Annotated in this window: 17 protein-coding genes, 2 tRNA genes and 3 rRNA genes; 7 read left to right on the top strand and 15 right to left on the bottom strand. The window is 50.6% G+C overall.

Features of this window, described 5'->3' with window-relative positions:
* Positions 1-14 precede the first annotated feature (14 nt).
* From dtd to typA, 4 genes are all read right to left on the bottom strand, one after another.
* Complete coding sequence (gene dtd / locus ED901_RS20835; RefSeq protein WP_056777579.1) at positions 15-452, bottom strand: D-aminoacyl-tRNA deacylase; 438 nt, start codon at positions 450-452, stop codon at positions 15-17.
* Positions 453-470: 18 nt separating this feature from the next.
* Positions 471-1,340 carry a virulence factor BrkB family protein gene (locus tag ED901_RS20840; protein WP_056777582.1) on the bottom strand — a complete coding sequence of 290 codons (870 nt, stop codon included), beginning with the start codon at positions 1,338-1,340 and terminating at the stop codon, positions 471-473.
* Positions 1,341-1,351: 11 nt separating this feature from the next.
* Positions 1,352-1,939, bottom strand: coding sequence for a glucose-1-phosphatase (yihX, locus tag ED901_RS20845; protein WP_122097108.1), 588 nt, complete (start codon positions 1,937-1,939; stop codon positions 1,352-1,354).
* 163 nt (positions 1,940-2,102) lie between these two features.
* Complete coding sequence (typA, locus tag ED901_RS20850; protein ID WP_056777589.1) at positions 2,103-3,926, bottom strand: ribosome-dependent GTPase TypA; 1,824 nt, start codon at positions 3,924-3,926, stop codon at positions 2,103-2,105.
* A 456-nt stretch (positions 3,927-4,382) separates the two neighbouring features.
* Here typA and glnA point away from each other — a divergent pair, with 456 nt between their 5' ends.
* The 3 genes from glnA (at position 4,383) to glnG (ending at position 8,505) form a co-directional block, all read left to right on the top strand.
* Positions 4,383-5,792: a glutamate--ammonia ligase gene (glnA, locus tag ED901_RS20855; RefSeq protein ID WP_056777594.1), complete on the top strand. Its 1,410-nt coding sequence runs from the start codon at positions 4,383-4,385 to the stop codon at positions 5,790-5,792.
* Between the two features lie 243 nt (positions 5,793-6,035).
* Positions 6,036-7,085, top strand: a complete 1,050-nt coding sequence (glnL, locus tag ED901_RS20860; protein ID WP_056777597.1) for a nitrogen regulation protein NR(II) — start codon at positions 6,036-6,038, stop codon at positions 7,083-7,085.
* A gap of 7 nt (positions 7,086-7,092) precedes the next feature.
* Positions 7,093-8,505 carry a nitrogen regulation protein NR(I) gene (gene glnG, locus ED901_RS20865; RefSeq protein ID WP_056777602.1) on the top strand — a complete coding sequence of 471 codons (1,413 nt, stop codon included), beginning with the start codon at positions 7,093-7,095 and terminating at the stop codon, positions 8,503-8,505.
* 88 nt (positions 8,506-8,593) lie between these two features.
* On the opposite strand, the gene hemN is transcribed toward glnG, so the two are convergent.
* On the bottom strand, positions 8,594-9,967 hold the full coding sequence (hemN, locus tag ED901_RS20870; protein ID WP_122097109.1) for an oxygen-independent coproporphyrinogen III oxidase: 1,374 nt from the start codon (positions 9,965-9,967) through the stop codon (positions 8,594-8,596).
* Positions 9,968-10,153: 186 nt separating this feature from the next.
* Entirely contained in the window at positions 10,154-10,708 is a 555-nt protein-coding gene (gene yihI / locus ED901_RS20880; protein ID WP_056777609.1) for a Der GTPase-activating protein YihI, read from the bottom strand.
* Positions 10,709-11,294: 586 nt separating this feature from the next.
* Between yihI and yihA the strand changes: the two genes are divergently transcribed.
* On the top strand, positions 11,295-11,939 hold the full coding sequence (yihA, locus tag ED901_RS20885; RefSeq protein WP_056777618.1) for a ribosome biogenesis GTP-binding protein YihA/YsxC: 645 nt from the start codon (positions 11,295-11,297) through the stop codon (positions 11,937-11,939).
* 380 nt (positions 11,940-12,319) lie between these two features.
* On the opposite strand, the gene polA is transcribed toward yihA, so the two are convergent.
* The 4 genes from polA to ED901_RS20905 all read right to left on the bottom strand — a co-directional run bounded on the left by polA (position 12,320) and on the right by ED901_RS20905 (position 17,532).
* Entirely contained in the window at positions 12,320-15,124 is a 2,805-nt protein-coding gene (gene polA / locus ED901_RS20890) for a DNA polymerase I (protein WP_122097111.1), read from the bottom strand.
* A 389-nt stretch (positions 15,125-15,513) separates the two neighbouring features.
* On the bottom strand, positions 15,514-16,137 hold the full coding sequence (gene dsbA, locus ED901_RS20895) for a thiol:disulfide interchange protein DsbA (protein WP_056777623.1): 624 nt from the start codon (positions 16,135-16,137) through the stop codon (positions 15,514-15,516).
* 46 nt (positions 16,138-16,183) lie between these two features.
* Entirely contained in the window at positions 16,184-17,170 is a 987-nt protein-coding gene (locus ED901_RS20900; RefSeq protein WP_122097112.1) for a serine/threonine protein kinase, read from the bottom strand.
* Positions 17,171-17,262: 92 nt separating this feature from the next.
* Positions 17,263-17,532, bottom strand: coding sequence for a YihD family protein (locus ED901_RS20905; protein WP_122097113.1), 270 nt, complete (start codon positions 17,530-17,532; stop codon positions 17,263-17,265).
* A 151-nt stretch (positions 17,533-17,683) separates the two neighbouring features.
* Here ED901_RS20905 and mobA point away from each other — a divergent pair, with 151 nt between their 5' ends.
* Positions 17,684-18,259, top strand: a complete 576-nt coding sequence (gene mobA, locus ED901_RS20910; RefSeq protein WP_122097114.1) for a molybdenum cofactor guanylyltransferase MobA — start codon at positions 17,684-17,686, stop codon at positions 18,257-18,259.
* Positions 18,256-18,786, top strand: coding sequence for a molybdopterin-guanine dinucleotide biosynthesis protein MobB (mobB, locus tag ED901_RS20915; protein ID WP_122097115.1), 531 nt, complete (start codon positions 18,256-18,258; stop codon positions 18,784-18,786). The genes mobA and mobB overlap by 4 nt, the downstream gene beginning before the upstream one ends.
* 82 nt (positions 18,787-18,868) lie before the next feature.
* Here the strand turns inward: mobB and rrf are convergent.
* The 5 genes from rrf to ED901_RS20940 all read right to left on the bottom strand — a co-directional run bounded on the left by rrf (position 18,869) and on the right by ED901_RS20940 (position 24,128).
* Positions 18,869-18,984: ribosomal RNA gene (gene rrf, locus ED901_RS20920) — 5S ribosomal RNA — on the bottom strand.
* 117 nt (positions 18,985-19,101) lie between these two features.
* Positions 19,102-22,010, bottom strand: a 23S ribosomal RNA gene (locus ED901_RS20925).
* 214 nt (positions 22,011-22,224) lie between these two features.
* Positions 22,225-22,300, bottom strand: a tRNA-Ala gene (locus tag ED901_RS20930).
* A 137-nt stretch (positions 22,301-22,437) separates the two neighbouring features.
* Positions 22,438-22,514, bottom strand: a tRNA-Ile gene (locus ED901_RS20935).
* Between the two features lie 71 nt (positions 22,515-22,585).
* Positions 22,586-24,128: ribosomal RNA gene (locus ED901_RS20940) — 16S ribosomal RNA — on the bottom strand.
* The 16S, 23S and 5S rRNA genes sit together here with 2 tRNA genes alongside, the layout of an rRNA operon.
* Before the next feature lie 548 nt (positions 24,129-24,676).
* Between ED901_RS20940 and ED901_RS20945 the strand changes: the two genes are divergently transcribed.
* Positions 24,677-25,201: FadR/GntR family transcriptional regulator (locus ED901_RS20945; protein ID WP_162997920.1), on the top strand; the 525-nt coding region annotated here is incomplete at its 3' end.

Below are 25,201 nucleotides of genomic sequence, written 5' to 3' on the forward strand. Positions count from 1 at the left end.
TTATGCCTTTTCTATCAGACGTGTAGCCAGAAGGTCACCGGCCCGTCGTTCACCAGCGCCACTTTCATGTCCGCAGCAAAGCGCCCGGTTTCGGTCGCGATGCCTTTTTCACGGCACTGCCCGCAGAAATACTGATATAAGCGGTCGGCTTCCTGCGGCTCTGCGCCGCGAGAGAAACCGGGGCGCATACCCTTTGAGGTGTCTGCCGCCAGCGTAAACTGCGACACGACCAGCAAACTTCCGCCCGCCTGCTGAACGTTGAGATTCATTTTGTCGTTTTCGTCACCGAATATCCGGTACCCGATCACCCGTTCACAAAGGCGCCTGGCTTTTTGCTCATCATCGCCCTGTTCAACACCCAGCAAGACCAACAGTCCCGGCCCGATCTCGCCGCAGACCTCGCCATCAATAGTGACGCTGGCATTCAAAACCCGCTGAATTAACGCAATCATATAAATCCTTCAGACTGATTATTCTGCTGCTACATCTTGAGCAGACTGCAATTTTCTCAGGGAACGAAACTCGCCGAGCGTGACGGTAATTTCCGCGCCCAAAAGCACGATACACCAGCTGACATAGACCCAAAGAAATAAAATCGGGATCACGGCCAGTACGCCATAAATCAGTTGATATGACGGGAAAAGCTGGATGTATAAGGCAAAGATTTTCTTACTCAATTCAAACAGCGCACCGGAAAAGAGCGCGCCAATCATCGCATCTTTGGCCGGAACCCGGACCGTGGGCACCACCTGGTACAGCAGCCAGAAGGATATCCACGAGATCAGCAAGGGTAGAATGCGCAGGGCATGGTCGATCACCGAATGCACGCCACTGATGTTCAGCCAGTTCAGCGAGAGCAAATAGGAGCTGATCGCCACACTGGCAACCAGCAGGATCGGCCCGAGCGTCAGCACCATCCAGTAAACCGCAAAAGAGAACACGATCGGGCGCTTGGTTTTGCTGTCCCAGATTTTGTTCAGTACGCTGTCTACCGAGGCTATCAAAAGCAGCGCCGTGACGATTAAGCCACAGGTGCCTACGGCCGTCATTTTGCTGGAGTTCGCCACAAACTGTTCGAGATAGCGCTGAATGGTGTTGCCGGTCGCCGGCATAAAATTGGAGAAAATAAAGGTCTTTAGCTGCGCACTGATATCCGAAAAGACCGGGAATAAGGCGAACAGTGAGAAGACCACCGCAATCAGTGGCACAAGCGAAAGTAAGGAAACATAGGCTAAATGGCCCGCCAGAAGCGTCAGGCCATCCTTATCCGAACGCCGCAGAAGCAGACGCGTAAATTTCCAGCATGATTTCAGGTAGTGGCTCAGCGCCCTTTTCTGCATTTGAGCATCCTTCAGGAAAAGTACTTCGGTACTGTCTGGTTATCTTCCACCCACACGGATTCGATGCCAGCCTCCCGCGCTGCCTCGATATTCTCTTTCACGTCATCGAAGAACACAGCGTCGCCCGCTGTAACGCCTTCCTGTTCCAGGACATGCTGGAAAATACCCGGTTCAGGCTTACGCATACCAATGTTTTGCGAAAGATAGATGGCGTCCGTATTGGCTTCTATTTCCGGGTAGTTATGCGGCCAGAAATCGAGGTGCAAACGGTTAGTGTTGGACAACACCACTACGCGATGCCCTTTCTCACGCAGCGATTTAAAGATTTCGATCACTTCAGGCCGCAATCCAACAAAGACTGACTGCCAGCCCAAACTGAATTGTTCGAAACTCAGCGCGATACCCATCTCATGACAAAGCTCGGCGGCAAAGTCTTCGTCGCTAATTTCTCCCCGCTCATGCTTTTGGAAGGCTTCTCCCATCGAGAATCGCTCGGTCAGCGTGGCAAGCGGTGTTCCGCTGAAATTGCTCCAGACGCCAAGGACACGTTTGAAATCAATATCAATAATGACGTTTCCCATATCAAAAATGTACAGCATTGCACGCTCCTGATTTCAAAGATGACTGTTAACTTTAGCGGTAAAACGTACAGGTGAACAGTGACAGAAGGAGGGGATGTTACGCAGGAGCAGAAAAAAAACATAAAAAAAACAGGGTACCAAAGGCACCCTGTTTCTGTGTAACGGCGTACGTGAAAGAAGATTACGCTTCTTTAGGACCACGCATTGCACGTTTACGATCGTTCTCGGTCAGGTGACGTTTACGAATACGCACAGACTGAGGAGTCACTTCGACCAGTTCGTCATCATCGATGAATTCCAGAGCTTGCTCCAGAGACATTTTGATTGCAGGAACCAGAGTCGTTGCTTCGTCAGTACCGGACGCACGCATGTTGGTCAGTTTCTTACCGGTCAGACAGTTCACGGTCAAGTCGTTAGAACGTGAGTGAATACCGATGATCTGGCCTTCATACACTTCTGCGCCGTGGCCCAGGAACAATTTACCGCGGTCTTGCAGGCTGTACAGTGCGAACGCAACTGCTTTACCCTGACCGTTAGAAATCAGCACGCCGTTCTGACGCTGGCCGATTTCGCCCTGACGAACGTCATCGTAGTGGCTGAACGTGGAGTACAGCAGACCGGTACCTGAAGTCATGGTCATGAATTCAGTACGGAAGCCGATCAGGCCACGTGCAGGGATCAGGTAATCAAGACGGATACGACCTTTACCGTCTGGGATCATGTCTTTGACATCGCCTTTACGCTCACCCATGGCCTGCATAACAGAACCCTGGTGTTGCTCTTCGATATCCAGTGTCACGTTCTCGAATGGCTCTTGCATGCGGCCATCGATTTTACGATTGATTACTTTAGGACGGGAAACCGCCAGCTCGAAACCTTCACGACGCATGTTTTCGATCAGAACCGACAGGTGAAGTTCACCACGGCCTGAAACACGGAATGCATCAGCATCTTCAGTTTCGTCAACACGCAGTGCCACGTTGTGCACCAGTTCTTTGTTCAGACGATCAAGGATCTGACGTGAAGTCACATACTTGCCTTCTTTACCACAGAACGGAGAGGTGTTTACGCAGAAATACATGGTTACGGTTGGTTCATCAACGCTCAGCGCTGGCAGAGCTTCAACATTCGCCGGATCACAGATTGTGTCGGAGATGTTCAGTTCACCAAGGCCAGTGATCGCGATGATGTCGCCCGCTTCAGCAACGGTGGCTTCGATACGCTCAAGACCCATGTGGGTCAGAACTTTACCGACTTTACCGTTACGGGTTTTGCCTTCGCTGTCGATGACAGTGATTTGTTGGTTTGGCTTAACGGTACCGCGTTTGATGCGGCCGATGCCGATGACGCCAACATAGTTGTTGTAGTCCAGCTGAGAGATTTGCATCTGGAACGGTGCATCCATCTCAACTTGTGGCGGAGATACGTGGTCAACGATCGCCTGGTACAACGGGGTCATGTCTTCGGCCATATCGTTATGGTCGTTACCCGCGATACCCATCAGTGCTGATGCATAGATGATTGGGAAATCGAGTTGTTCGTCGGTTGCGTCCAGGTTTACGAACAGGTCGAAGACCTGATCAACAACCCAGTCAGGACGCGCGCCAGGGCGGTCAACCTTGTTGATTACCACGATCGGTTTCAGACCATTAGCGAATGCTTTTTTGGTCACGAAACGGGTTTGCGGCATTGGGCCATCCATTGCATCCACAACCAGCAGCACCGAGTCGACCATTGACATCACACGCTCAACCTCACCGCCGAAATCGGCGTGTCCTGGGGTATCCACGATGTTGATGCGGTAGTCTTTCCAATTAATGGCGGTGTTTTTTGCGAGGATGGTAATCCCACGCTCTTTCTCCAAATCGTTGGAGTCCATTACGCGTTCAGTGGCTTCTACACGCTCTCCGAAAGTACCGGATTGTTGCAGCAGCTTGTCGACCAGGGTGGTTTTACCATGGTCAACGTGGGCAATAATGGCGATGTTACGCAAATTTTCGATCACAGCTTTGCCTCAGGCATTAGAAATAGCGCGCTATTGTACACGTATTAAGCGAGGTTCTAAACAAGATCACAAGGATCTTGTTGAAACAACTTAAGGATGGTTACTTTGTGATCCCTTTCACGGTGCAAAAAGAACACTGAACCAATATGACGCACCTTTTTGGTGCCTTGTATCTCACGATTAGCACCATTATAGTGCATAAACTCCGTTATGGTGCATACTTATTGAGTGCAAGAGCCCTGTAAAATGGCGCTGTTTGGATTTTCTCAAAGTTGGCACACTTTTCGCTAATAGTTTTTAGGGTAAAAAGTTTTTACAGGGTGAAAAGAGTCTGACCAGACAAATGATAGTGCGGTTTAGGCTACACGCCAGTTCAAGTAAAGCTGTTATTTCCAACTAAAGACCAAAAATGGTTATTCGTTCCACGACGATAATGAGAAATTCGGGAGAACTAGTATGTCCGCTGAACACGTTTTGACGATGCTGAATGAGCATGAAGTGAAATTCGTAGATTTACGTTTCACTGATACCAAAGGCAAAGAACAGCACGTCACCATTCCTGCACACCAGGTTAGCGCTGACTTCTTCGAAGAAGGCAAAATGTTTGATGGCTCTTCAATCGGTGGCTGGAAAGGCATTAACGAATCTGACATGGTTCTGATGCCAGATGCCAGCACTGCTGTTCTTGACCCATTCTATGAAGAAACCACGCTGATCATCCGTTGCGACATCCTTGAGCCGACAACGCTGCAAGGTTATGACCGTGACCCACGTTCTACCGCAAAACGTGCAGAAGATTTCCTGCGCTCTTCTGGTATCGCGGACACCGTACTGTTCGGGCCAGAGCCAGAATTCTTCCTGTTTGATGATGTGCGCTTCGGCAGCAGCATCTCCGGTTCCCACGTCGCTATCGATGATATCGAAGGCGCATGGAACTCCAGCACCAAATACGAAGGCGGCAACAAAGGCCACCGTCCTGCAGTGAAAGGCGGTTACTTCCCGGTTCCTCCGGTCGACTCCTCACAGGATCTGCGTTCTACCATGTGTCTGACCATGGAAGAAATGGGTCTGGTTGTTGAAGCTCACCACCACGAAGTGGCAACTGCTGGCCAGAACGAAGTGGCAACCCGCTTCAACACCCTGACCAAAAAAGCGGACGAAATCCAAATCTACAAATACGTGGTGCACAACGTGGCTCACGCATTTGGCAAAACAGCGACCTTCATGCCTAAACCAATGTTTGGCGATAACGGTTCCGGTATGCACTGCCACATGTCTTTGTCCAAGAACGGTAACAACCTGTTCGCTGGCGACAAATACGGCGGCCTGTCTGAAATGGCACTGTTCTACATCGGCGGTATCATCAAGCACGCAAAAGCAATCAACGCCTACGCTAACCCGACAACCAACTCCTACAAGCGTTTGGTCCCGGGCTACGAAGCGCCAGTTATGCTGGCTTACTCTGCGCGTAACCGCTCTGCCTCTATCCGTATTCCACACGTATCAAGCCCTAAAGCGATGCGTATCGAAGCGCGTTTCCCTGATCCAGCGGCTAACCCATACCTGGCGTTTGCAGCACTGATGATGGCTGGCCTGGACGGCATCATTAACAAGATCCACCCTGGCGATGCGATGGACAAAAACCTGTATGACCTGCCACCGGAAGAAGAAGCAGAAATTCCAAAAGTTGCAGGTTCACTTGAAGAAGCGCTGAACGCACTGAATGAAGACCGCGAGTTCCTGACCCGTGGCGGCGTGTTCACTGACGACGCTATCGAAGCGTATATCGATCTGCGTAAAGAAGAAATGGACCGCGTGCGTATGACTCCGCATCCGGTTGAATTCGAACTGTATTACAGCGTTTAAGCCCTTAACTCAGCGTTCGTCTTCAGGACGAACGCTGAGTGTAATACCCGACTGAAGGCCCGGTAGTGAGAAAACCTTCAGCGTCAAAATCAAGTCAGACGATTTAATTTGTTGCCGTGGAAACTTTCAGCCCATCTCCGGATGGGCTTTTTTCTCCACACTCTTTCCTGCTTAACCCCTCAGCCCCGTGATTTCGCCGGGTAACGAGATAAAATGCACCGATCAGGTGCGGGAGACTGCGGTATGGCAACTGGCAAACTGCCCGATGCTGGGCAGATCCTGAATTCCTTAATCAACAGCGTTCTGTTATTGGACGACGATTTGGCTGTGCATTACGCCAATCCGGCGGCTCAGCAATTACTGGCGCAAAGTTCCCGCAAACTTTTTGGCACACCGTTGCCTGAGCTGGTGGGATATTTTTCCCTGAATATCGAGTTGATGCGTGAAAGTCTGACTGCCGGACAGGGCTTTACAGACAGCGAAGTGACTCTGGTCGTGGATGGCCGCGCGCACGTGTTATCACTGACCGCGCAGATGCTGCCGGAAGGCTTCATTCTGGTCGAACTGGCTCCGATGGATAATCAGCGTAAGCTGAGCCAGGAACAATTGCAGCACGCTCAACAGGTTGCCGCGCGTGATTTGATCCGCGGTCTGGCACATGAAATTAAAAACCCGCTCGGCGGTTTGCGTGGTGCAGCGCAGTTACTTTCAAGAGCGCTCCCCGATCCGGCGCTGCTGGAATACACCAAAGTCATTATTGAGCAGGCAGACCGCCTGCGTAATCTGGTCGACCGTTTGCTCGGGCCACAGCGCCCAAGCCAGCACGTTACGCAAAGTATTCATCAGGTTGCAGAGCGTGTTTGTCAGCTGGTATCGATGGAAAAGCCAGATAACGTTCAACTGGTGAGGGACTATGACCCAAGCCTGCCGGAACTGGCGCACGACCCCGATCAGATAGAACAGATTTTGTTAAACATCACCCGCAATGCCCTGCAGGCACTCGGGGAGGAAGGCGGCACAATTACACTGCGTACGCGCACTGCCTTCCAGATCACGTTACATGGTGTGCGTTATCGTCTGGCGGCCCGCATCGATATTGAAGATGACGGCCCCGGCGTACCGGGCCATTTGCAGGACACCCTTTTTTACCCCATGGTCAGTGGCCGCGAGGGGGGCACCGGTTTGGGCCTGTCCATCGCGCGCAGTTTGATTGATCAGCATTCGGGTAAAGTTGAATTTAACAGTTGGCCAGGTCATACCGAATTCTCGGTTTTCCTGCCTATTCGCCAGTGAGGTTCTTATGCAACGAGGGATAGTCTGGATCGTCGATGACGATAGCTCCATCCGCTGGGTTCTTGAACGTGCGCTCACTGGAGCCGGTTTAACCTGCACCACGTTTGACAGCGGTAATGAAGTGCTGGAAGCCATTGCGACTCAAACCCCTGACGTGTTGTTATCCGATATCCGCATGCCTGGGATGGACGGTTTAGCGCTGCTTAAGCAGATTAAACAACGCCATCCGATGCTTCCGGTCATCATAATGACAGCCCATTCCGATCTGGATGCTGCGGTCAGCGCCTATCAGCAAGGCGCGTTTGATTATCTGCCAAAACCGTTCGACATTGACGAGGCCGTGGCGCTGGTAGAGCGCGCCATCAGTCATTATCAGGAACAACAACAACCGGCCCGAACTCAGCCAGCCAGCGGCCCGACAGCTGACATTATTGGCGAAGCGCCAGCCATGCAGGATGTGTTCCGCATCATCGGCCGTTTGTCCCGCTCTTCAATCAGCGTGCTGATTAATGGCGAATCCGGTACCGGTAAAGAGCTGGTGGCTCATGCCTTGCATCGTCACAGTCCTCGCGCTAAAGCGCCTTTTATCGCGCTGAATATGGCGGCAATCCCGAAAGACCTGATCGAGTCCGAACTGTTCGGCCACGAAAAAGGGGCATTTACCGGAGCGAACACCGTTCGTCAGGGGCGTTTCGAGCAGGCCGACAATGGCACGCTGTTCCTGGATGAAATCGGTGATATGCCGCTCGATGTGCAAACCCGTCTTCTGCGCGTGCTGGCAGACGGTCAGTTCTACCGCGTCGGCGGCTATGCGCCGGTGAAAGTGGACGTGCGAATCATTGCGGCGACCCACCAGAATCTGGAGCTTAGGGTTCAGGAAGGAAAATTCCGTGAGGATTTATTCCATCGCCTGAACGTTATCCGCGTCCATCTGCCACCGCTGCGTGAACGTCGTGAAGACATTCCGCGTCTGGCGCGTTACTTCCTGCAAGTGGCGGCAAAAGAACTGGGCGTGGAAGCAAAAAATCTGCATCCGGAAACCGAAACGGCGCTGACGCGTCTGCCGTGGCAAGGTAACGTGCGCCAGCTGGAAAACACTTGTCGCTGGCTGACGGTGATGGCGGCGGGCCAGGAAGTTCTGATTCAGGATTTGCCGAGTGAACTGTTTGAGACTTCTGCGCCGGAAGCAGGCGGACAGAGTTTGCCGGACAGCTGGGCAACGCTGCTGGCACAGTGGGCGGATCGCGCACTGCGCTCCGGTCATCAAAACTTGCTGTCGGAAGCACAACCTGAAATGGAGCGGACATTACTGACTACGGCGTTGCGCCATACTCAGGGGCATAAACAGGAAGCTGCACGGTTGCTGGGCTGGGGACGAAACACCCTCACCCGCAAACTAAAAGAACTGGGCATGGAATAATCCTTTCCAGCGCCAGACAGCAAAACAGCCGCTCATGCGGCTGTTTTGCTTTGTTTTGCATTGATGCGAATAGATTTGCAGCGAAGAATCAGATAACGCGGGAGAATTGCTGCTGACGTACCTGCCGGCGCAGATAAATATCAAAACACATGCAGATATTACGGATCAGCAAACGTCCGCGCGGCGTGACCTGAATGTGTGTCTCACTTACCTCGACAAGCCCGTCTTCCGCCAGCGGCGTCAGCAGCGCCAGATCGTCGGCAAAATACTCGGTAAAGCGGATACCATAACGCTGTTCGATATCAGCGAAACTCAGCTCGAAATGGCAGATCAGCGATTTAATAACATCGCGGCGCAGACAGTCGTCATCGGTCATTTCCAGACCGCGCCACAGTGCGTTTCCCTGCTCTTCAACTCTGGCGTAATACGTTTTGAGGTCTTTCTCGTTCTGCGCGTAGGTGTCGCCCAACATGCTGATGGCCGACACGCCCATGCCCAGCAAATCGCTGTCGCCCTGCGTGGTATACCCCTGGAAATTACGATGTAGTTTGCCTTCGCGCTGAGCAATCGCCAGTTCGTCATCAGGGCGCGCAAAGTGATCCATCCCGATAAACCGGTAACCGGACGCCGTCAGTGAACTGATGGTTTCCTGCAGGATTTTCAGTTTCTCTTCAGCACCGGGTAAGTCGGCATCTTTGATTTTGCGTTGTGCCGCGAACAGCTTCGGCATGTGAGCGTAGTTGAAAACGCTGAGACGGTCCGGATTGAGCGCCGCCACACGTTGCAGGGTATAAGCAAAACTTTCGGCGGTTTGTTTTGGCAAACCGTAGATCAGATCGATATTGGTTGAGTTGAAACCGAGCGCCCTGGCGCGTTCAATCAACGCAAAGATGAACTCTTCATCCTGCTCGCGGTTAACCAGACGCTGCACTTCTTTGTTGAAATCCTGCACGCCCATGCTCAGGCGATTGAAGCCTTCGTTGCGCAGATGGTCCAGCACATCCAGCTCGATTTCACGCGGATCAATCTCCAGCGACATCTCAGCATCAGGCAGGATAGTGAAATGTTGACGCAGAAGGCTCATCAGACGGCTTATCTGGGCTTTGCTGAGATAAGTGGGAGTACCACCGCCCCAATGGAGCTGACTCACGTGACGGCCCTTAAAGAGCGGCGCACGGTGGCGGATCTCTTTCTCGAGCACATTCAGATATTCTTCGGCTTTATGCTGCTGGCGGGTAACCAGTTTATTGCAGCCGCAGAAGTAGCAGAGCTTGTGACAGAAAGGAATGTGGACATACAACGAGAGGGAACGATCCGGATAACGGGCAGCGGCTTTTTCAAAGGCTGCATCGTTGTAGCTTTCGCTGAATTCAAGTGCGGTTGGGTAGGATGTGTACCGCGGGCCAGAGTAGTTGTACTTCTGGATCAGCGCTAAATCCCAAACGGTTGTCTGTTCTGACATGGTGACTCACTCCTTCCGGCGTCGGATGCTGCCGGTTCGCCTTACCGGCAGGCTGTTGGCCTGCCGTGCAAAGGTCGCTCTGCGCAAACGTGCTTTGGTTTTCGATAACCGTCGTAGTTTACCGAATAACCAAAGCAGATAACATGCAAAGAGTAAGGCTATTGCCGGAATGACCCAGCTCATGGCTTAGAAACCTTCTTTGGGATTCCCGCGCTTGAGCAACTGCATCATGTCTTCGTTCTTCTCTTCTTCTTCGTCATCTTCATCATCGCCAAGTTCAATACCCAGCAGTTCCATCAGAACGTCGATGCGATCCAGAGTCTGATCAACATAAGCCTGATCTTCAGCGCTCAGGGCTTTACCGTCATCGATAAGATCCAGCAAAGCATCCAGACGTTGATCATTTTCCAGTAATGTCAGTTCTTCTTCCGGAGTCATTTTTGGTTTTGCATCTTGCACTGGCTGCGCCGCTTTCTTCGCTTTAGGTGCATTGTTCATGACGGTTTCAACGATCAGGGGCACGGCTTTTTTACTGCCAATGCGCGGATCGGTTTTCTTCGCGGCTGCACCACTTTGATTTTGGTTGGCATCCGGGTTCGCACGGGAACCAGCCTTACGGCCGCGGCGGCGGTTGTCACGTTTGCGTTCGCGCGCTTCAATATCGAGCTCGACGCGATTCTTTTTTCTCTTCGGTTTGGCTGTCGCGGTATTGGCGCGCGGGGCTTTCGCTGGCTGTTTCATGGATTCTGCTCTTAGGTGTGTACATTTAGTATAGATTTGCGGCGGAATCTAGCAGAAAGCGACCAAAGAAAAAAGGCAGCAAGTGGACCTTGCTGCCTTTTTCTTTCCTTCCTGCGAAGGATATTCAACAAACACTTTCCCTGTATAGCCTCAACGTCCCGGTTTTTCCTTTGCCTTTCAGGGCTTCCGGCCCCGTTCATCCTTAAAGCGCCATGCATTTCCCGTATTCCCTGAAGGCGTAAATCATCCGTGTTTCCATTCTTGCCTTCATCGCGTAAGAAAGACTTTACCCTATCGACGCAAAGGCTCAAGATACCGCCCTGCCGTCTCACGCCTTCAGCCGATGCTCTGATGTTATCGAATTGAATTTAAAGTGAATTAAAATATACGGCGACTTAATTAGCGAAATAACCCGCATTATGAATAGCAAATGTCTTACATCATGAAGGCCATTTTCCCCCGCCTTCATCTCTGTGGTCCCTTCGCATCATCATTCGGATTGTAAAAAACACTGAACGTATCGCGGCGCTGTTGCAGTTATAATCTCCAGTCAGCCAGATACACAAGCCTCACGGAGACGCACGTTTTGACCAGCCAAACTTACAACTATCATATGACCCATTTCGTCATGAGCGCCCCGGATATCCGGCATCTGCCGAGTGACGCAGGCATTGAAGTCGCATTTGCTGGTCGCTCAAACGCCGGCAAATCCAGTGCATTGAATACGCTGACCCAGCAGAAAAGCCTGGCACGTATCAGTAAAACCCCTGGCCGTACGCAATTAATTAACCTGTTTGAAGTGGAGCCAGGAATTCGTCTGGTCGACCTTCCGGGTTATGGCTATGCCCAGGTTCCGGAAGAGATGAAACGCAAATGGCAGCGCTCACTGGGTGAGTATCTGCAAATGCGTAATTCGCTGAAAGGGCTGGTAGTGCTGATGGATATCCGTCACCCGCTGAAAGATCTCGATCAGCAAATGATTCAGTGGGCCGTGGATGTCGGTACGCCGGTGATGCTGCTGCTGACTAAGGCCGATAAACTGGCTTCCGGCGCACGTCAGGCGCAGATCAAAATGGTACGCGAAGCAGTAAAAGAATTTATGGGGGATATTCAGGTTGAAGCGTTCTCTTCACCCAAAAAAATGGGTGTGGATAAACTCAGTGATAAACTGAACACCTGGTTTAATGAAATCCCGCCAGAAGTAGTGGAAGACGAATTGTCAGGCGAGTAAGTCGCAGGCAGGATCGTAAGTAAAGAACATGACGGGTGGCCTGCTGGTCGCCCGTTTTTTTATGTGCTTTTTTAACATGGCTGCCCAAACCCCAAAAATGCGGGATAACGCAGTGAAAAGCACAATAAAAAACGCCCCAGACATAAATGCCTGGGGCGGCTAAAATATTCAGCCAAATCCGATTACGTGAAGTAAAAGGTCTGAAAGATAGAACATCTTACCTCTGTACCCTACAACAGGAACTTTACCCTATTTCATGACGGGGAAAAAGAACTTTTTGTAGTTTACTTACACAAAAACTGCGGATTATGCGATCACCTTCATGGTCTGAGGCCATAATCCTGTAGCTTAATTACAATAAAAGCTTAATAACTATTCACTTAGTGAGCCTGATCCCAGTTCTCACCCGTACCGACATCCACTTTCAATGGAACGGCCAGTTCCATGCTCGCTTCCATCAGGCTACGAATTTTCTCACTGGCTGCCGCAACGTCGTCATTGTGCACTTCAAAGACCAGTTCATCATGTACCTGCATGATAATGCGGGCGCGCGGAGCATCCGGCTGTTTCAGCCAGTCAGCGACGCTTATCATGGCGCGTTTGATAATATCAGCCGCAGTTCCCTGCATCGGGGCGTTGATCGCGGCACGCTCGGCACCTTTACGGCGCATTGCGTTGCTGGACTTGATGTCCGGCAGATACAGCCGGCGACCATCCAGCGTTTCAACGTAGCCCTGTTCAGAAGCCTGTGTGCGGGTACGTTCCATGTATTCGAGCACGCCAGGATAGCGCTCAAAATACAAATCCATATAACGCTGGGACTCTTTACGCGAAATGTTCAGCTGGCGGGAAAGACCGAACGCGCTCATACCGTAGATCAGCCCGAAGTTAATCGCCTTCGCGCTGCGGCGTTGCTCGCCGGTCACACTTTCCAGCGGCGTACCGAAGACTTCAGCAGCTGTCGCCCGGTGGATATCTTTTCCTTCGGCAAATGCTGTCAGCAAACCTGCATCTTTCGACAGATGCGCCATGATCCTAAGTTCGATTTGCGAGTAGTCGGCAGCGAGAATGCAGTAATCTTTCGGAGCGATAAACGCCTGACGAATACGTCGGCCTTCGTCGTTACGCACCGGAATGTTTTGCAGGTTTGGATCACTGGAAGACAGACGCCCGGTGGCCGTCACAGCCTGATGGTAAGACGTGTGTACACGTCCAGACTGAGGGTTGATCATCAACGGCAGTTTGTCGGTATAAGTCGATTTGAGCTTCGCCAGGCCGCGATATTCCAGAATGACTTTTGGCAATGGATAATCCAGCGCCAGTTCAGCTAACACTTCTTCGTTCGTCGAAGGCGCGCCACCCGGTGTTTTCTTCAGAATCGGCAATTTCTGTTTTTCATACAGAATGGCCTGCAGCTGCTTGGTCGAGGACAAGTTGAAAGGCTCTTCGGCCAGTTCATGCGCCCTGGTTTCCAATTCATTCAGGCGGATGGCCAGCTCTTTAGAGTGCGCAGCCAAAATGTTCTGGTCGATCAGAACGCCGGTGCGTTCGATATGCGACAGAACAGGGACCAGCGGCATCTCAATATCGGTGAAGACTTTCTTCAGCGATTCACTTTCCTGGATGCGCGGCCACAACGTCTGGTGCAACTGCAAGGTGACATCAGCATCTTCCGCTGCATACGGGGCGGCTTGTTCAAGAGCGATCTGGTTGAAGGTGAGCTGGTTTTTACCCTTTCCGGCAATCTCTTCAAAACCGACCGTTTTATGGCCGAGATAACGATCCGCAAGACTGTCCATATCATGACGGCCTGACACACTGTCGAGTACGTATGACTCAAGCATGGTATCGAACGCGATCCCTTTCATCTCAATGTCATAACGCAACAGAATACCGCGGTCGAACTTCAGATTTTGTCCGACTTTCAGCTGCTTTTCATCTTCCAGTAAAGGCTTGAGCTGTTTCAGAACGTCAGCGCGATCTAATTGCACCGGCGCGTCAAGATAGTCGTGAGCCACGGGAAGATACGCCGCTTTACCCGCTTGCGTTGCAAAAGATAAACCAATCAGATTCGCTGTCAGCGTATCCAGGCCATCCGTTTCCGTATCAAACGCAAAAACATCAGAAGCTTTCAGGTAGCCAATCCATTCATCAAGCGTTGCCTGATCCAGAATGGTGACATAACCGTCCTGCGTCAGCTGATTACGCTCGACGGGTTCAGAAGTCAGCGTCTCTTCAGCTGCGGCACCTTTCTTACCGGATGTCGTCGCTTTTGCCGCTGACTTTTTACCGCTCAACCAGGTACCCGATTCAACATCTGCCAGCCAGCGCTTGAACTCATAACGACCAAAGAGCTGATGAAGTTCATCTGCATTCGGCTCATTAACGGTCAGTTCAGCGCAGGTGACGTCCAGCTCAACGTCAGTTTTGATGGTCGCCAGTTTATAGGAGAGATAAGCAACGTCTTTATTGTCGGCAAGTTTAGCAGCCATGGTTTTGGAACCACGGAAACTCAATGTAGAAATTTTATCGAGATCGGCATACAGCGCATCAAGACCACCGATGCCTTGCAACAGCGCCTGCGCCGTTTTCTCACCCACGCCGGGAACACCGGGGATGTTGTCCGAGGAGTCACCCATCAACGCCAGGAAATCGATGATCAGTTCAGGAGGGACGCCGTATTTTTCAACGACTTCATCCGGCCCAAGGATCGCATTGTTCATGGTATTAATCAGCGTCACGCCGGGCGTGACCAATTGCGCCATATCTTTATCACCGGTGCTGATCAGTACGGCATGTCCGGCCTTTTCAGCTTCGAGAGCCAGTGTGCCAATCACGTCGTCCGCTTCCACGCCAGATACCACCAGTAATGGCAGCCCCATGGCTTTAACCATCTGGTGCAATGGTTCAATCTGCGAACGGAGATCGTCAGGCATTGGCGGGCGGTGAGATTTGTACTGATCAAAGAGCTCATCACGGAAGGTTTTGCCTTTCGCGTCAAACACCACAGCAACGTGGCTTGGGGTGTATTGCAGCAATAAGCTACGCAACATGTTAAGCACGCCGTACATCGCGCCGGTTGGCTCACCCACAGAGTTTGTCAGCGGGGGGAACGCATGGTAAGCGCGGTAGAGGTAGGACGAACCGTCTACCAGTATCAATGGGTTTTCTGCTATCTGGGCCATAACTCTTCTTTATTCGTGATCACACATACGCTAAGGATGCCATAGCCAGCGTGAAAGACGAACCTTACGAGGGAAATTCATTGCGATAATGCGGGGGATCTCGAAGGATCTTCCTGTGGATAACTTTGTGAATAGTTTTGATGAGAAATTATTAATGAGATGTATTGAGAAAAACATTTACCATTTTACTCACTGCTTTCATCAGCTTATCTGATTTTTGCATGAAACATTCATGTAATAGAAGCTTAATAGCTATTGTGGATAGTAATATTTGTGAGACGACATCATACAAATAAAATCAATTATATTTCAGATTTTTTATTTGGCCAGGCCATAAATTCGAAAGGATATAATGCCAGCCGGATGGCTGGCATTGAGAAGACGATATCTTATTTTTTGGTGGCTAGGAAATTGATAACATCTGAATATTGTTTGACATACATATCCATTGAGCTGGTATCAAGGCCATCATTTTTAACCATATATTTGCCATTCACAAATACAGATGGGACACCTTGCAGGCCTAAATCAGCGGCGGCTTTTTCCTGCTGTACGACGAGAGATTTCACCACAAAACTATTCAGTGCGGCATCGTAATCTTCGCCTTTCACGCCAGCCTGAATAAAGACTTTGCGGATATCATCGGCATTCTGAACGGACTGTTGTTTTTGTACGGCATCAAACATCAGTGGGCTGACTTTATCTTCAACGCCCAACGCGATTGCCACAGCCCATGCCTGAGTTAATTGCTTACCTAACGGGCCCAGGAATTCCACATGGTATTTGGTGTATTTAACGTCTTTTGGCAGGTTCTTACGGATGCTGTCAGACACATGCCAAACTTGTTCAAACTGATAACAGTGCGGGCAATAAAATGAGAAGAACTCGAGTACCTGTGGCTCATTAGCAACGGTTTTATCTAAAGTAACGTACTGGGCACCATCAGAAAATTGTGCCGCAGACACACTGAAGGCCATAACCATACCAACCAGTGCCAGGAATATCTTTTTCATATAAAGCCTATCTCCAATTAATTAAACTTCGAACATTAAACGTGACTTAATACATTGGCATCAACTGCAAAGGAGGTGCCTTTAGTTTCTTAATTTGCTCGTTAAAAGCAGCAATCTGGCCTCGCCAAAAGTCTTCATCCGTCATCCACGGAAAACTTTTAGGGAATGCAGGGTCTTCCCAGCGGCGCGCGACCCAGGCCAGATAATAAACCATACGCATCGCACGCAGCGGTTCAATGAGTGCCAGCTCGCGAGAGTCAAAATCGGCGAATTCTTCGTACGCTTCGAGCAATACTTCCAGCTGAAGGCGCTGCTCACTTTGATCCCCGTGCAACAACATCCAGAGATCCTGTATCGCCGGGCCATTGCGGGCATCGTCCATATCGACAAACAGCGGTCCATCACGCCAGAGAATGTTCCCAGGGTGGCAATCGCCGTGCAAACGCAAAGGTTTCCAGTCCGTATGCCAATATGTTTGTGTGGTATTGATCAGATTATCTGTCGCCAGCAAGAAAGGCTCGCGCAGACTCTTCGGGATCAGAGGGCATTGTGCGAGAACTTCACGCGGCTGTACGAGATATTCATCCAGCCCCATCGTCGGTCGGGCAGTAAAAAGGCTCTCACTGCCCACCTGATGAATACGTCCCAGGAAACGCCCAACCCACTCAAGCTGATCAAGGTTATCTATTTCATACTGCCGACCACCTACGCTGGGAAACACGGTAAACATGTAACCCTGATGGTGATGCAACGTATTTTCATTGATAGAAAGCGGGGCAACGGCCGGTATTTCAGCCTCGGACATATCATGTGAAAAAAGATGCTCTTCATGAATCTGTTCCTCACTCCAGCGTTCCGGACGATAGAACTTCACCACATAGCGTTTTCTGTCTTCACAGAGAAACTGATATACCCGATTTTCATAGCTGTTTAATGCAGTGAGCCCGGACTCTGCGCGCAGACCGACGCTCTCGAGTGCATCAAGGATAAGATCCGGCGACAATGCCTGAAAATTGAAAGCTGAACTATTCATAACTTCATTCGGATTGGCCGCACAGAAAAATGATAATGGGAAATAGTATCACCTATTTTTCGTGGTTCGCATGAAGTTCACATAAGTTTACATCAATCTTTAATCACACCACGGGCACGCAGAAGCGCCGTTTTAAAGTCATCCTCATAGTCTTTCTTCAGACCGGGAATTTCTGCAGAGCTTTCTGTTCCACGCATTTTCAGGTGATAAATCAATGTGTCATCACTCAGTTCCGCCAATGGGCCCTGATAACCGCATTCACCCGCCAGCTTCTGGATAAACTCCATCAGGTTAAGATCACTGTCTTCTTTCCAGGCGGGGTGCAGTAATTCAATCAGCTCATTTACGCGATGTTCTTTCATGAGGTTTCTTCCTTTATTTGTTGAGTCCCTAAAAATAACAGGGTTATTTCTTCAGGGGAAGGACAAGCTGACATGACAAAGTTAAATCTGCTTGTGTTGAAAATTAGACGTTACAATGGTCGGAATACAAAGATTTTGGCAGGTGAATATTATGGATCGCAGCAGCATTACCGGCGTTATTTTAGCGGGCGGACGTTCGAGTAGGATGGGTGAGGATAAGGGATTGGTTGAGGTAAAAGGTCAGCCTTTGTTCGAAATCATAGCTGACAGGCTCTCTCCACAGGTGGGTAATATACTGATCAGTTGTAACCAAAATGCGGATCGCTACGGCAAAAAATTTCAGACTGTCCCAGACCTCACGCAGGATTTCTCCGGTCCACTTGCCGGTATGCTGGCCGCTTTAACGGTAAGTCAGACAGAATGGGTGCTGTTCGTACCTTGTGACGTCCCGGGATTCCCCATTAACTTAGCCGAAACGTTTTTGTCCGAGTTATCAGGCTGTCAGGCCCTCTATGCACGAGATCCGGAACGGGAGCATCCGACACTTTGCCTGCTCAACCGCAATCTTATTCCAGCCTTGAAATCCTATCTTGAAAATGGTGACCGTAAACTCATGATTTTCTTCCATAACGTTGGTGCTAAGTCAGTTATGTTTAATCATGCTGCAGATTTTTCCAACCTCAATTACCCGCAAGATGTTTTACGTTGGCAGAGCGAATCACAATGAACAATCGTGAAATACCACTGCTCGGAATAGTGGCTTACAGTGGCACGGGCAAAACGACATTATTGAAACAACTCATTCCGCATCTTCGCCAACGAGGCATTCGTGTAGGCCTTATCAAACACACTCATCACGACGTTGACGTTGATACGCCAGGAAAAGACAGTTTCGAACTGAGAAAGGCTGGCGCAGATCAAACAATGGTCGCAAGCAGTGACAGATGGGCATTAATGACAGAGACAGCGCATCATGAACCTCTAGATCTCAGGTACCTTGCGACACGTTTCGACAGCAACAGTCTCGACATGATTCTGGTTGAGGGATTCAAACACGAGAGGATAGATAAAATTGTGTTGTACAGGGAAGAAAGTGGCAGGCATTTAGAGCAGTTGATTGATTCTTATGTCATTGCGGTTGCCAGCAATCAATTACCGGCTCTGAGTTTGGAATCTATCAGGGTGCTGGATCTCAATAAGATCGAAGAAATAGAGTGTTTTATTGTCGAATGGCTGGAAAAACAAGCTAATTAGCAGGTTTTACTTTCCTGCTTTCTCTAAATTGCACATAGCAAAAAGCCCTGTACGTCAGTACAGGGCTTTCCACTTGTTTGATGCCTGGCAGTTCCCTACTCTCGCATGGGGAGACCCCACACTACCATCGGCGCTACGGCGTTTCACTTCTGAGTTCGGCATGGGGTCAGGTGGGACCACCGCGCTACTGCCGCCAGGCAAATTCTGTTTCATTCATAACGCGCACCTTAAGTCAGGCTTGCACTACGAACCAATCTCGGAACATTCAGCTGAAAATCTACTTCAGAGTCACTCTAAAAACACCTTTGGTGTTGTAAGGTTAAGCCTCTCGGGTCATTAGTACTGGTTAGCTCAATGCATCGCTGCACTTACACACCCAGCCTATCAACGTCTTAGTCTTAAACGTCCCTTCAGGTGGCTTAAAGCCACAGGGAAGACTCATCTCGAGGCAAGTTTCGCGCTTAGATGCTTTCAGCGCTTATCTTTTCCGCATTTAGCTACCGGGCAATGCCATTGGCATGACAACCCGAACACCAGTGATGCGTCCACTCCGGTCCTCTCGTACTAGGAGCAGCCCCTCTCAATCTTCCAACGCCCACGGCAGATAGGGACCGAACTGTCTCACGACGTTCTAAACCCAGCTCGCGTACCACTTTAAACGGCGAACAGCCGTACCCTTGGGACCTACTTCAGCCCCAGGATGTGATGAGCCGACATCGAGGTGCCAAACACCGCCGTCGATATGAACTCTTGGGCGGTATCAGCCTGTTATCCCCGGAGTACCTTTTATCCGTTGAGCGATGGCCCTTCCATTCAGAACCACCGGATCACTATGACCTACTTTCGTACCTGCTCGAGCCGTCACTCTCGCAGTCAAGCTAGCTTATGCCATTGCACTAACCTCACGATGTCCGACCGTGATTAGCTAACCTTCGTGCTCCTCCGTTACTCTTTAGGAGGAGACCGCCCCAGTCAAACTACCCACCAGACACTGTCCTCACCCCGGATTACGGGGCCGAGTTAGAACATCAAACATTAAAGGGTGGTATTTCAAGGTTGGCTCCACGCAGACTGGCGTCCACGCTTCAAAGCCTCCCACCTATCCTACACATCAAGGCTCAATGTTCAGTGTCAAGCTATAGTAAAGGTTCACGGGGTCTTTCCGTCTTGCCGCGGGTACACTGCATCTTCACAGCGAGTTCAATTTCACTGAGTCTCGGGTGGAGACAGCCTGGCCATCATTACGCCATTCGTGCAGGTCGGAACTTACCCGACAAGGAATTTCGCTACCTTAGGACCGTTATAGTTACGGCCGCCGTTTACCGGGGCTTCGATCAAGAGCTTCGCATTGCTGCTAACCCCATCAATTAACCTTCCGGCACCGGGCAGGCGTCACACCGTATACGTCCACTTTCGTGTTTGCACAGTGCTGTGTTTTTATTAAACAGTTGCAGCCAGCTGGTATCTGCGACTGGCTTCAGCTCCGGGAGCAAGTCCCTTCACCTACGCGCCAGCGTGCCTTCTCCCGAAGTTACGGCACCATTTTGCCTAGTTCCTTCACCCGAGTTCTCTCAAGCGCCTGAGTATTCTCTACCTGACCACCTGTGTCGGTTTGGGGTACGATTTCGTGTTACCTGGAGCTTAGAGGCTTTTCCTGGAAGCATGGCATCAACTACTTCACCACCGTAGTGGCTCGTTATCACGCCTCAGGGTTAGTATGCAACCGGATTTACCAAGTCACACCCCCTACACGCTTGAACCGGGACAACCGTCGCCCGGCTAGCCTAGCCTTCTCCGTCCCCCCTTCGCAGTAACACCAAGTGCTGGAATATTAACCAGCTTCCCATCGACTACGCTTTTCAGCCTCGCCTTAGGGGTCGACTCACCCTGCCCCGATTAACGTTGGACAGGAACCCTTGGTCTTCCGGCGTGCGGGTTTTTCACCCGCATTATCGTTACTTATGTCAGCATTCGCACTTCTGATACCTCCAGCAACCCTCACAGGTCACCTTCGACGGCTTACAGAACGCTCCCCTACCCAACAACGCCTAAGCGTCGCTGCCGCAGCTTCGGTGCATGGTTTAGCCCCGTTACATCTTCCGCGCAGGCCGACTCGACCAGTGAGCTATTACGCTTTCTTTAAATGATGGCTGCTTCTAAGCCAACATCCTGGCTGTCTATGCCTTCCCACATCGTTTCCCACTTAACCATGACTTTGGGACCTTAGCTGGCGGTCTGGGTTGTTTCCCTCTTCACGACGGACGTTAGCACCCGCCGTGTGTCTCCCGTGATAACATTCTTCGGTATTCGTAGTTTGCATCGAGTTGGTAAGCCGGGATGGCCCCCTAGTCGAAACAGTGCTCTACCCCCGAAGATGAGTTCACGAGGCGCTACCTAAATAGCTTTCGGGGAGAACCAGCTATCTCCCGGTTTGATTGGCCTTTCACCCCCAGCCACAAGTCATCCGCTAATTTTTCAACATTAGTCGGTTCGGTCCTCCAGTTAGTGTTACCCAACCTTCAACCTGCCCATGGCTAGATCACCGGGTTTCGGGTCTATACCTTGCAACTTGACGCCCAGTTAAGACTCGGTTTCCCTACGGCTCCCCTATACGGTTAACCTTGCTACAAAATATAAGTCGCTGACCCATTATACAAAAGGTACGCAGTCACCCAACAAAGTAGGCTCCCACTGCTTGTACGTACACGGTTTCAGGTTCTATTTCACTCCCCTCGCCGGGGTTCTTTTCGCCTTTCCCTCACGGTACTGGTTCACTATCGGTCAGTCAGGAGTATTTAGCCTTGGAGGATGGTCCCCCCATATTCAGACAGGATGTCACGTGTCCCGCCCTACTCATCGAACTCACAATGTATGCATTTTTGTGTACGGGACTATCACCCTATACTGTGCGACTTTCCAGACGCTTCCACTAACACATACGCTGATGTTGGTTCTGGGCTCTTCCCCGTTCGCTCGCCGCTACTGGGGGAATCTCGGTTGATTTCTTTTCCTCGGGGTACTTAGATGTTTCAGTTCCCCCGGTTCGCCTTGCATGGCTATGTATTCACCATGCAATAGTGTGTCGAAACACACTGGGTTTCCCCATTCGGGTATCGTCGGTTATAACGGTTCATATCACCTTACCGACGCTTTTCGCAGATTAGCACGCCCTTCATCGCCTCTGACTGCCTAGGCATCCACCGTGTACGCTTAGTCGCTTAACCTCACAACCCGAAGGTGTCTTAAAGACATCATCGCGCTGCGATTATTTGAGAGACTCTGTTACAGACTAATCCACCACTCAGTACTTCTACGGAGAGTGATGTTCAGCTGTAAACTTTCAATTTTCAGCTTGTTCCAGATTGTTAAAGAGCAAAATACTTCGCAGCATACTGTTACCAATATACTCTGAAGTATTATTTAGGGGCTGTACGGTAATGGTGGAGCTAAGCGGGATCGAACCGCTGACCTCCTGCGTGCAAGGCAGGCGCTCTCCCAGCTGAGCTATAGCCCCATACAGTCACTTACAGATACCTTAATCACTAACACACCAGGAAGATGAGTTAGCCAATTTGTTCTCAGGCAAGGCGGAGTTCATACGACGTTTGCTTGTGCAAACGAGTGTGACGACAACGCAGCATGAGGACGAATTGGTAGGCCTGAGTGGACTTGAACCACCGACCTCACCCTTATCAGGGGTGCGCTCTAACCACCTGAGCTACAAGCCTATTAAGGTATTTCTGCTCGTTACTTTCTATCAGACAATCTGTGTGGACACTGCACAATGCGTATCTTTAGGTAAGGAGGTGATCCAACCGCAGGTTCCCCTACGGTTACCTTGTTACGACTTCACCCCAGTCATGAATCACAAAGTGGTAAGCGCCCTCCCGAAGGTTAAGCTACCTACTTCTTTTGCAACCCACTCCCATGGTGTGACGGGCGGTGTGTACAAGGCCCGGGAACGTATTCACCGTAGCATTCTGATCTACGATTACTAGCGATTCCGACTTCATGGAGTCGAGTTGCAGACTCCAATCCGGACTACGACATACTTTATGAGGTCCGCTTGCTCTCGCGAGTTTGCTTCTCTTTGTATATGCCATTGTAGCACGTGTGTAGCCCTACTCGTAAGGGCCATGATGACTTGACGTCATCCCCACCTTCCTCCGGTTTATCACCGGCAGTCTCCTTTGAGTTCCCACCATTACGTGCTGGCAACAAAGGATAAGGGTTGCGCTCGTTGCGGGACTTAACCCAACATTTCACAACACGAGCTGACGACAGCCATGCAGCACCTGTCTCAGAGTTCCCGAAGGCACTAAGCTATCTCTAGCGAATTCTCTGGATGTCAAGAGTAGGTAAGGTTCTTCGCGTTGCATCGAATTAAACCACATGCTCCACCGCTTGTGCGGGCCCCCGTCAATTCATTTGAGTTTTAACCTTGCGGCCGTACTCCCCAGGCGGTCGACTTAACGCGTTAGCTCCGGAAGCCACGCCTCAAGGGCACAACCTCCAAGTCGACATCGTTTACAGCGTGGACTACCAGGGTATCTAATCCTGTTTGCTCCCCACGCTTTCGCACCTGAGCGTCAGTCTTTGTCCAGGGGGCCGCCTTCGCCACCGGTATTCCTCCAGATCTCTACGCATTTCACCGCTACACCTGGAATTCTACCCCCCTCTACAAGACTCTAGCTTGCCAGTTTCAAATGCAGTTCCCAAGTTAAGCTCGGGGATTTCACATCTGACTTAACAAACCGCCTGCGTGCGCTTTACGCCCAGTAATTCCGATTAACGCTTGCACCCTCCGTATTACCGCGGCTGCTGGCACGGAGTTAGCCGGTGCTTCTTCTGCGAGTAACGTCAATGCTCAGTGCTATTAACACTGAACCCTTCCTCCTCGCTGAAAGTGCTTTACAACCCTAAGGCCTTCTTCACACACGCGGCATGGCTGCATCAGGCTTGCGCCCATTGTGCAATATTCCCCACTGCTGCCTCCCGTAGGAGTCTGGACCGTGTCTCAGTTCCAGTGTGGCTGGTCATCCTCTCAGACCAGCTAGGGATCGTCGCCTAGGTGAGCCATTACCCCACCTACTAGCTAATCCCATCTGGGCACATCCGATGGCGTGAGGCCCGAAGGTCCCCCACTTTGCTCTTGCGAGGTCATGCGGTATTAGCTACCGTTTCCAGTAGTTATCCCCCTCCATCAGGCAGTTTCCCAGACATTACTCACCCGTCCGCCGCTCGTCACCCAGAGAGCAAGCTCTCCTGTGCTACCGCTCGACTTGCATGTGTTAGGCCTGCCGCCAGCGTTCAATCTGAGCCATGATCAAACTCTTCAATTAAAAGTTCGATTTGCTTAAACAAGTTAAGCGGTGCTCAAAAATTAACTTTCGTAGTACTCTTATAAGTGAACAAGTCACCTAAATGAATTACTGCTTGGTCACTCTTTAAGACTTGATATTTTTTGCCACCGAGGTGGCTGATATCGTCTTGTGAGTGCCCACACAGATTGTCTGATAAATTGTTAAAGAGCGTACGTTGCGAGACTTAACTCAGCAACGTGGGAGGCAGATAATACTCTTTCTCCCTGAAGAGTCAACCATTTTCTTTTGCAAGATGCGGTGTTTTCACCGGGTTGATTCTCCCTGGCTGGGCGACTTGTTCTCGTTAGAGGAGTCGTTGTTCCCGGTCAGTGGAGGCGCATTATAGGGAGTTCTCCGAAGGCCGCAACCCCTAATTTCAATTATTTTACCAACCGTTCACTAATTCATCAAAAAAGCCCGTAGCGGATAAATTTCGACCGATTTCAGCGAAAAACACGCCAGTTTAAAGCCCGGAGCTGGAGTAAACTCTCTTTAATAAAGAGAAAAGGTATTCAGGAATAACCTCCATGTTACTTAATGCACAGCAACAAGCTGCCCAGCGCAATCTTTCCTATTTGCTGGCAGAGAAGATTGCCCAGCGGGTTTTGTCTGGCGATTACCCGGAAGGTTCGATACTGCCCGGTGAGAATGAGTTAGGTGAGATTTTTGGCGTCAGCCGGACAGCAGTACGGGAAGCCGTGAAGACGCTGGCGGCAAAAGGCATGCTTTTACCCCGTCCCCGTATTGGTACGCGAGTAATGCCGCAATCCAGCTGGAACTTTCTCGACCAGGATTTGCTCACCTGGTGGATGACGCGTGAAAACTTCGATCAGGTGATGGCACATTTTATTGTATTGCGCAGAGCGCTCGAACCGCAGGCCTGTGCATTAGCCGCTCTTTCGGCCAGTGATGATCAAAAACATCAGCTCTCTCTTTATATGTATGAAATGAGAATGCTGCATAACAGCTTTGATCGGGAGCGCTGGATTACGGTGGATGCTCAGTTTCACCAGCTGATTTATGAGGCGGGGAAAAATCCTTTCCTGACGTCG

The organism is Rahnella sp. Larv3_ips (assembly GCF_003697865.1).
Classification (GTDB): Bacteria; Pseudomonadota; Gammaproteobacteria; order Enterobacterales; family Enterobacteriaceae; genus Rahnella; species Rahnella rivi.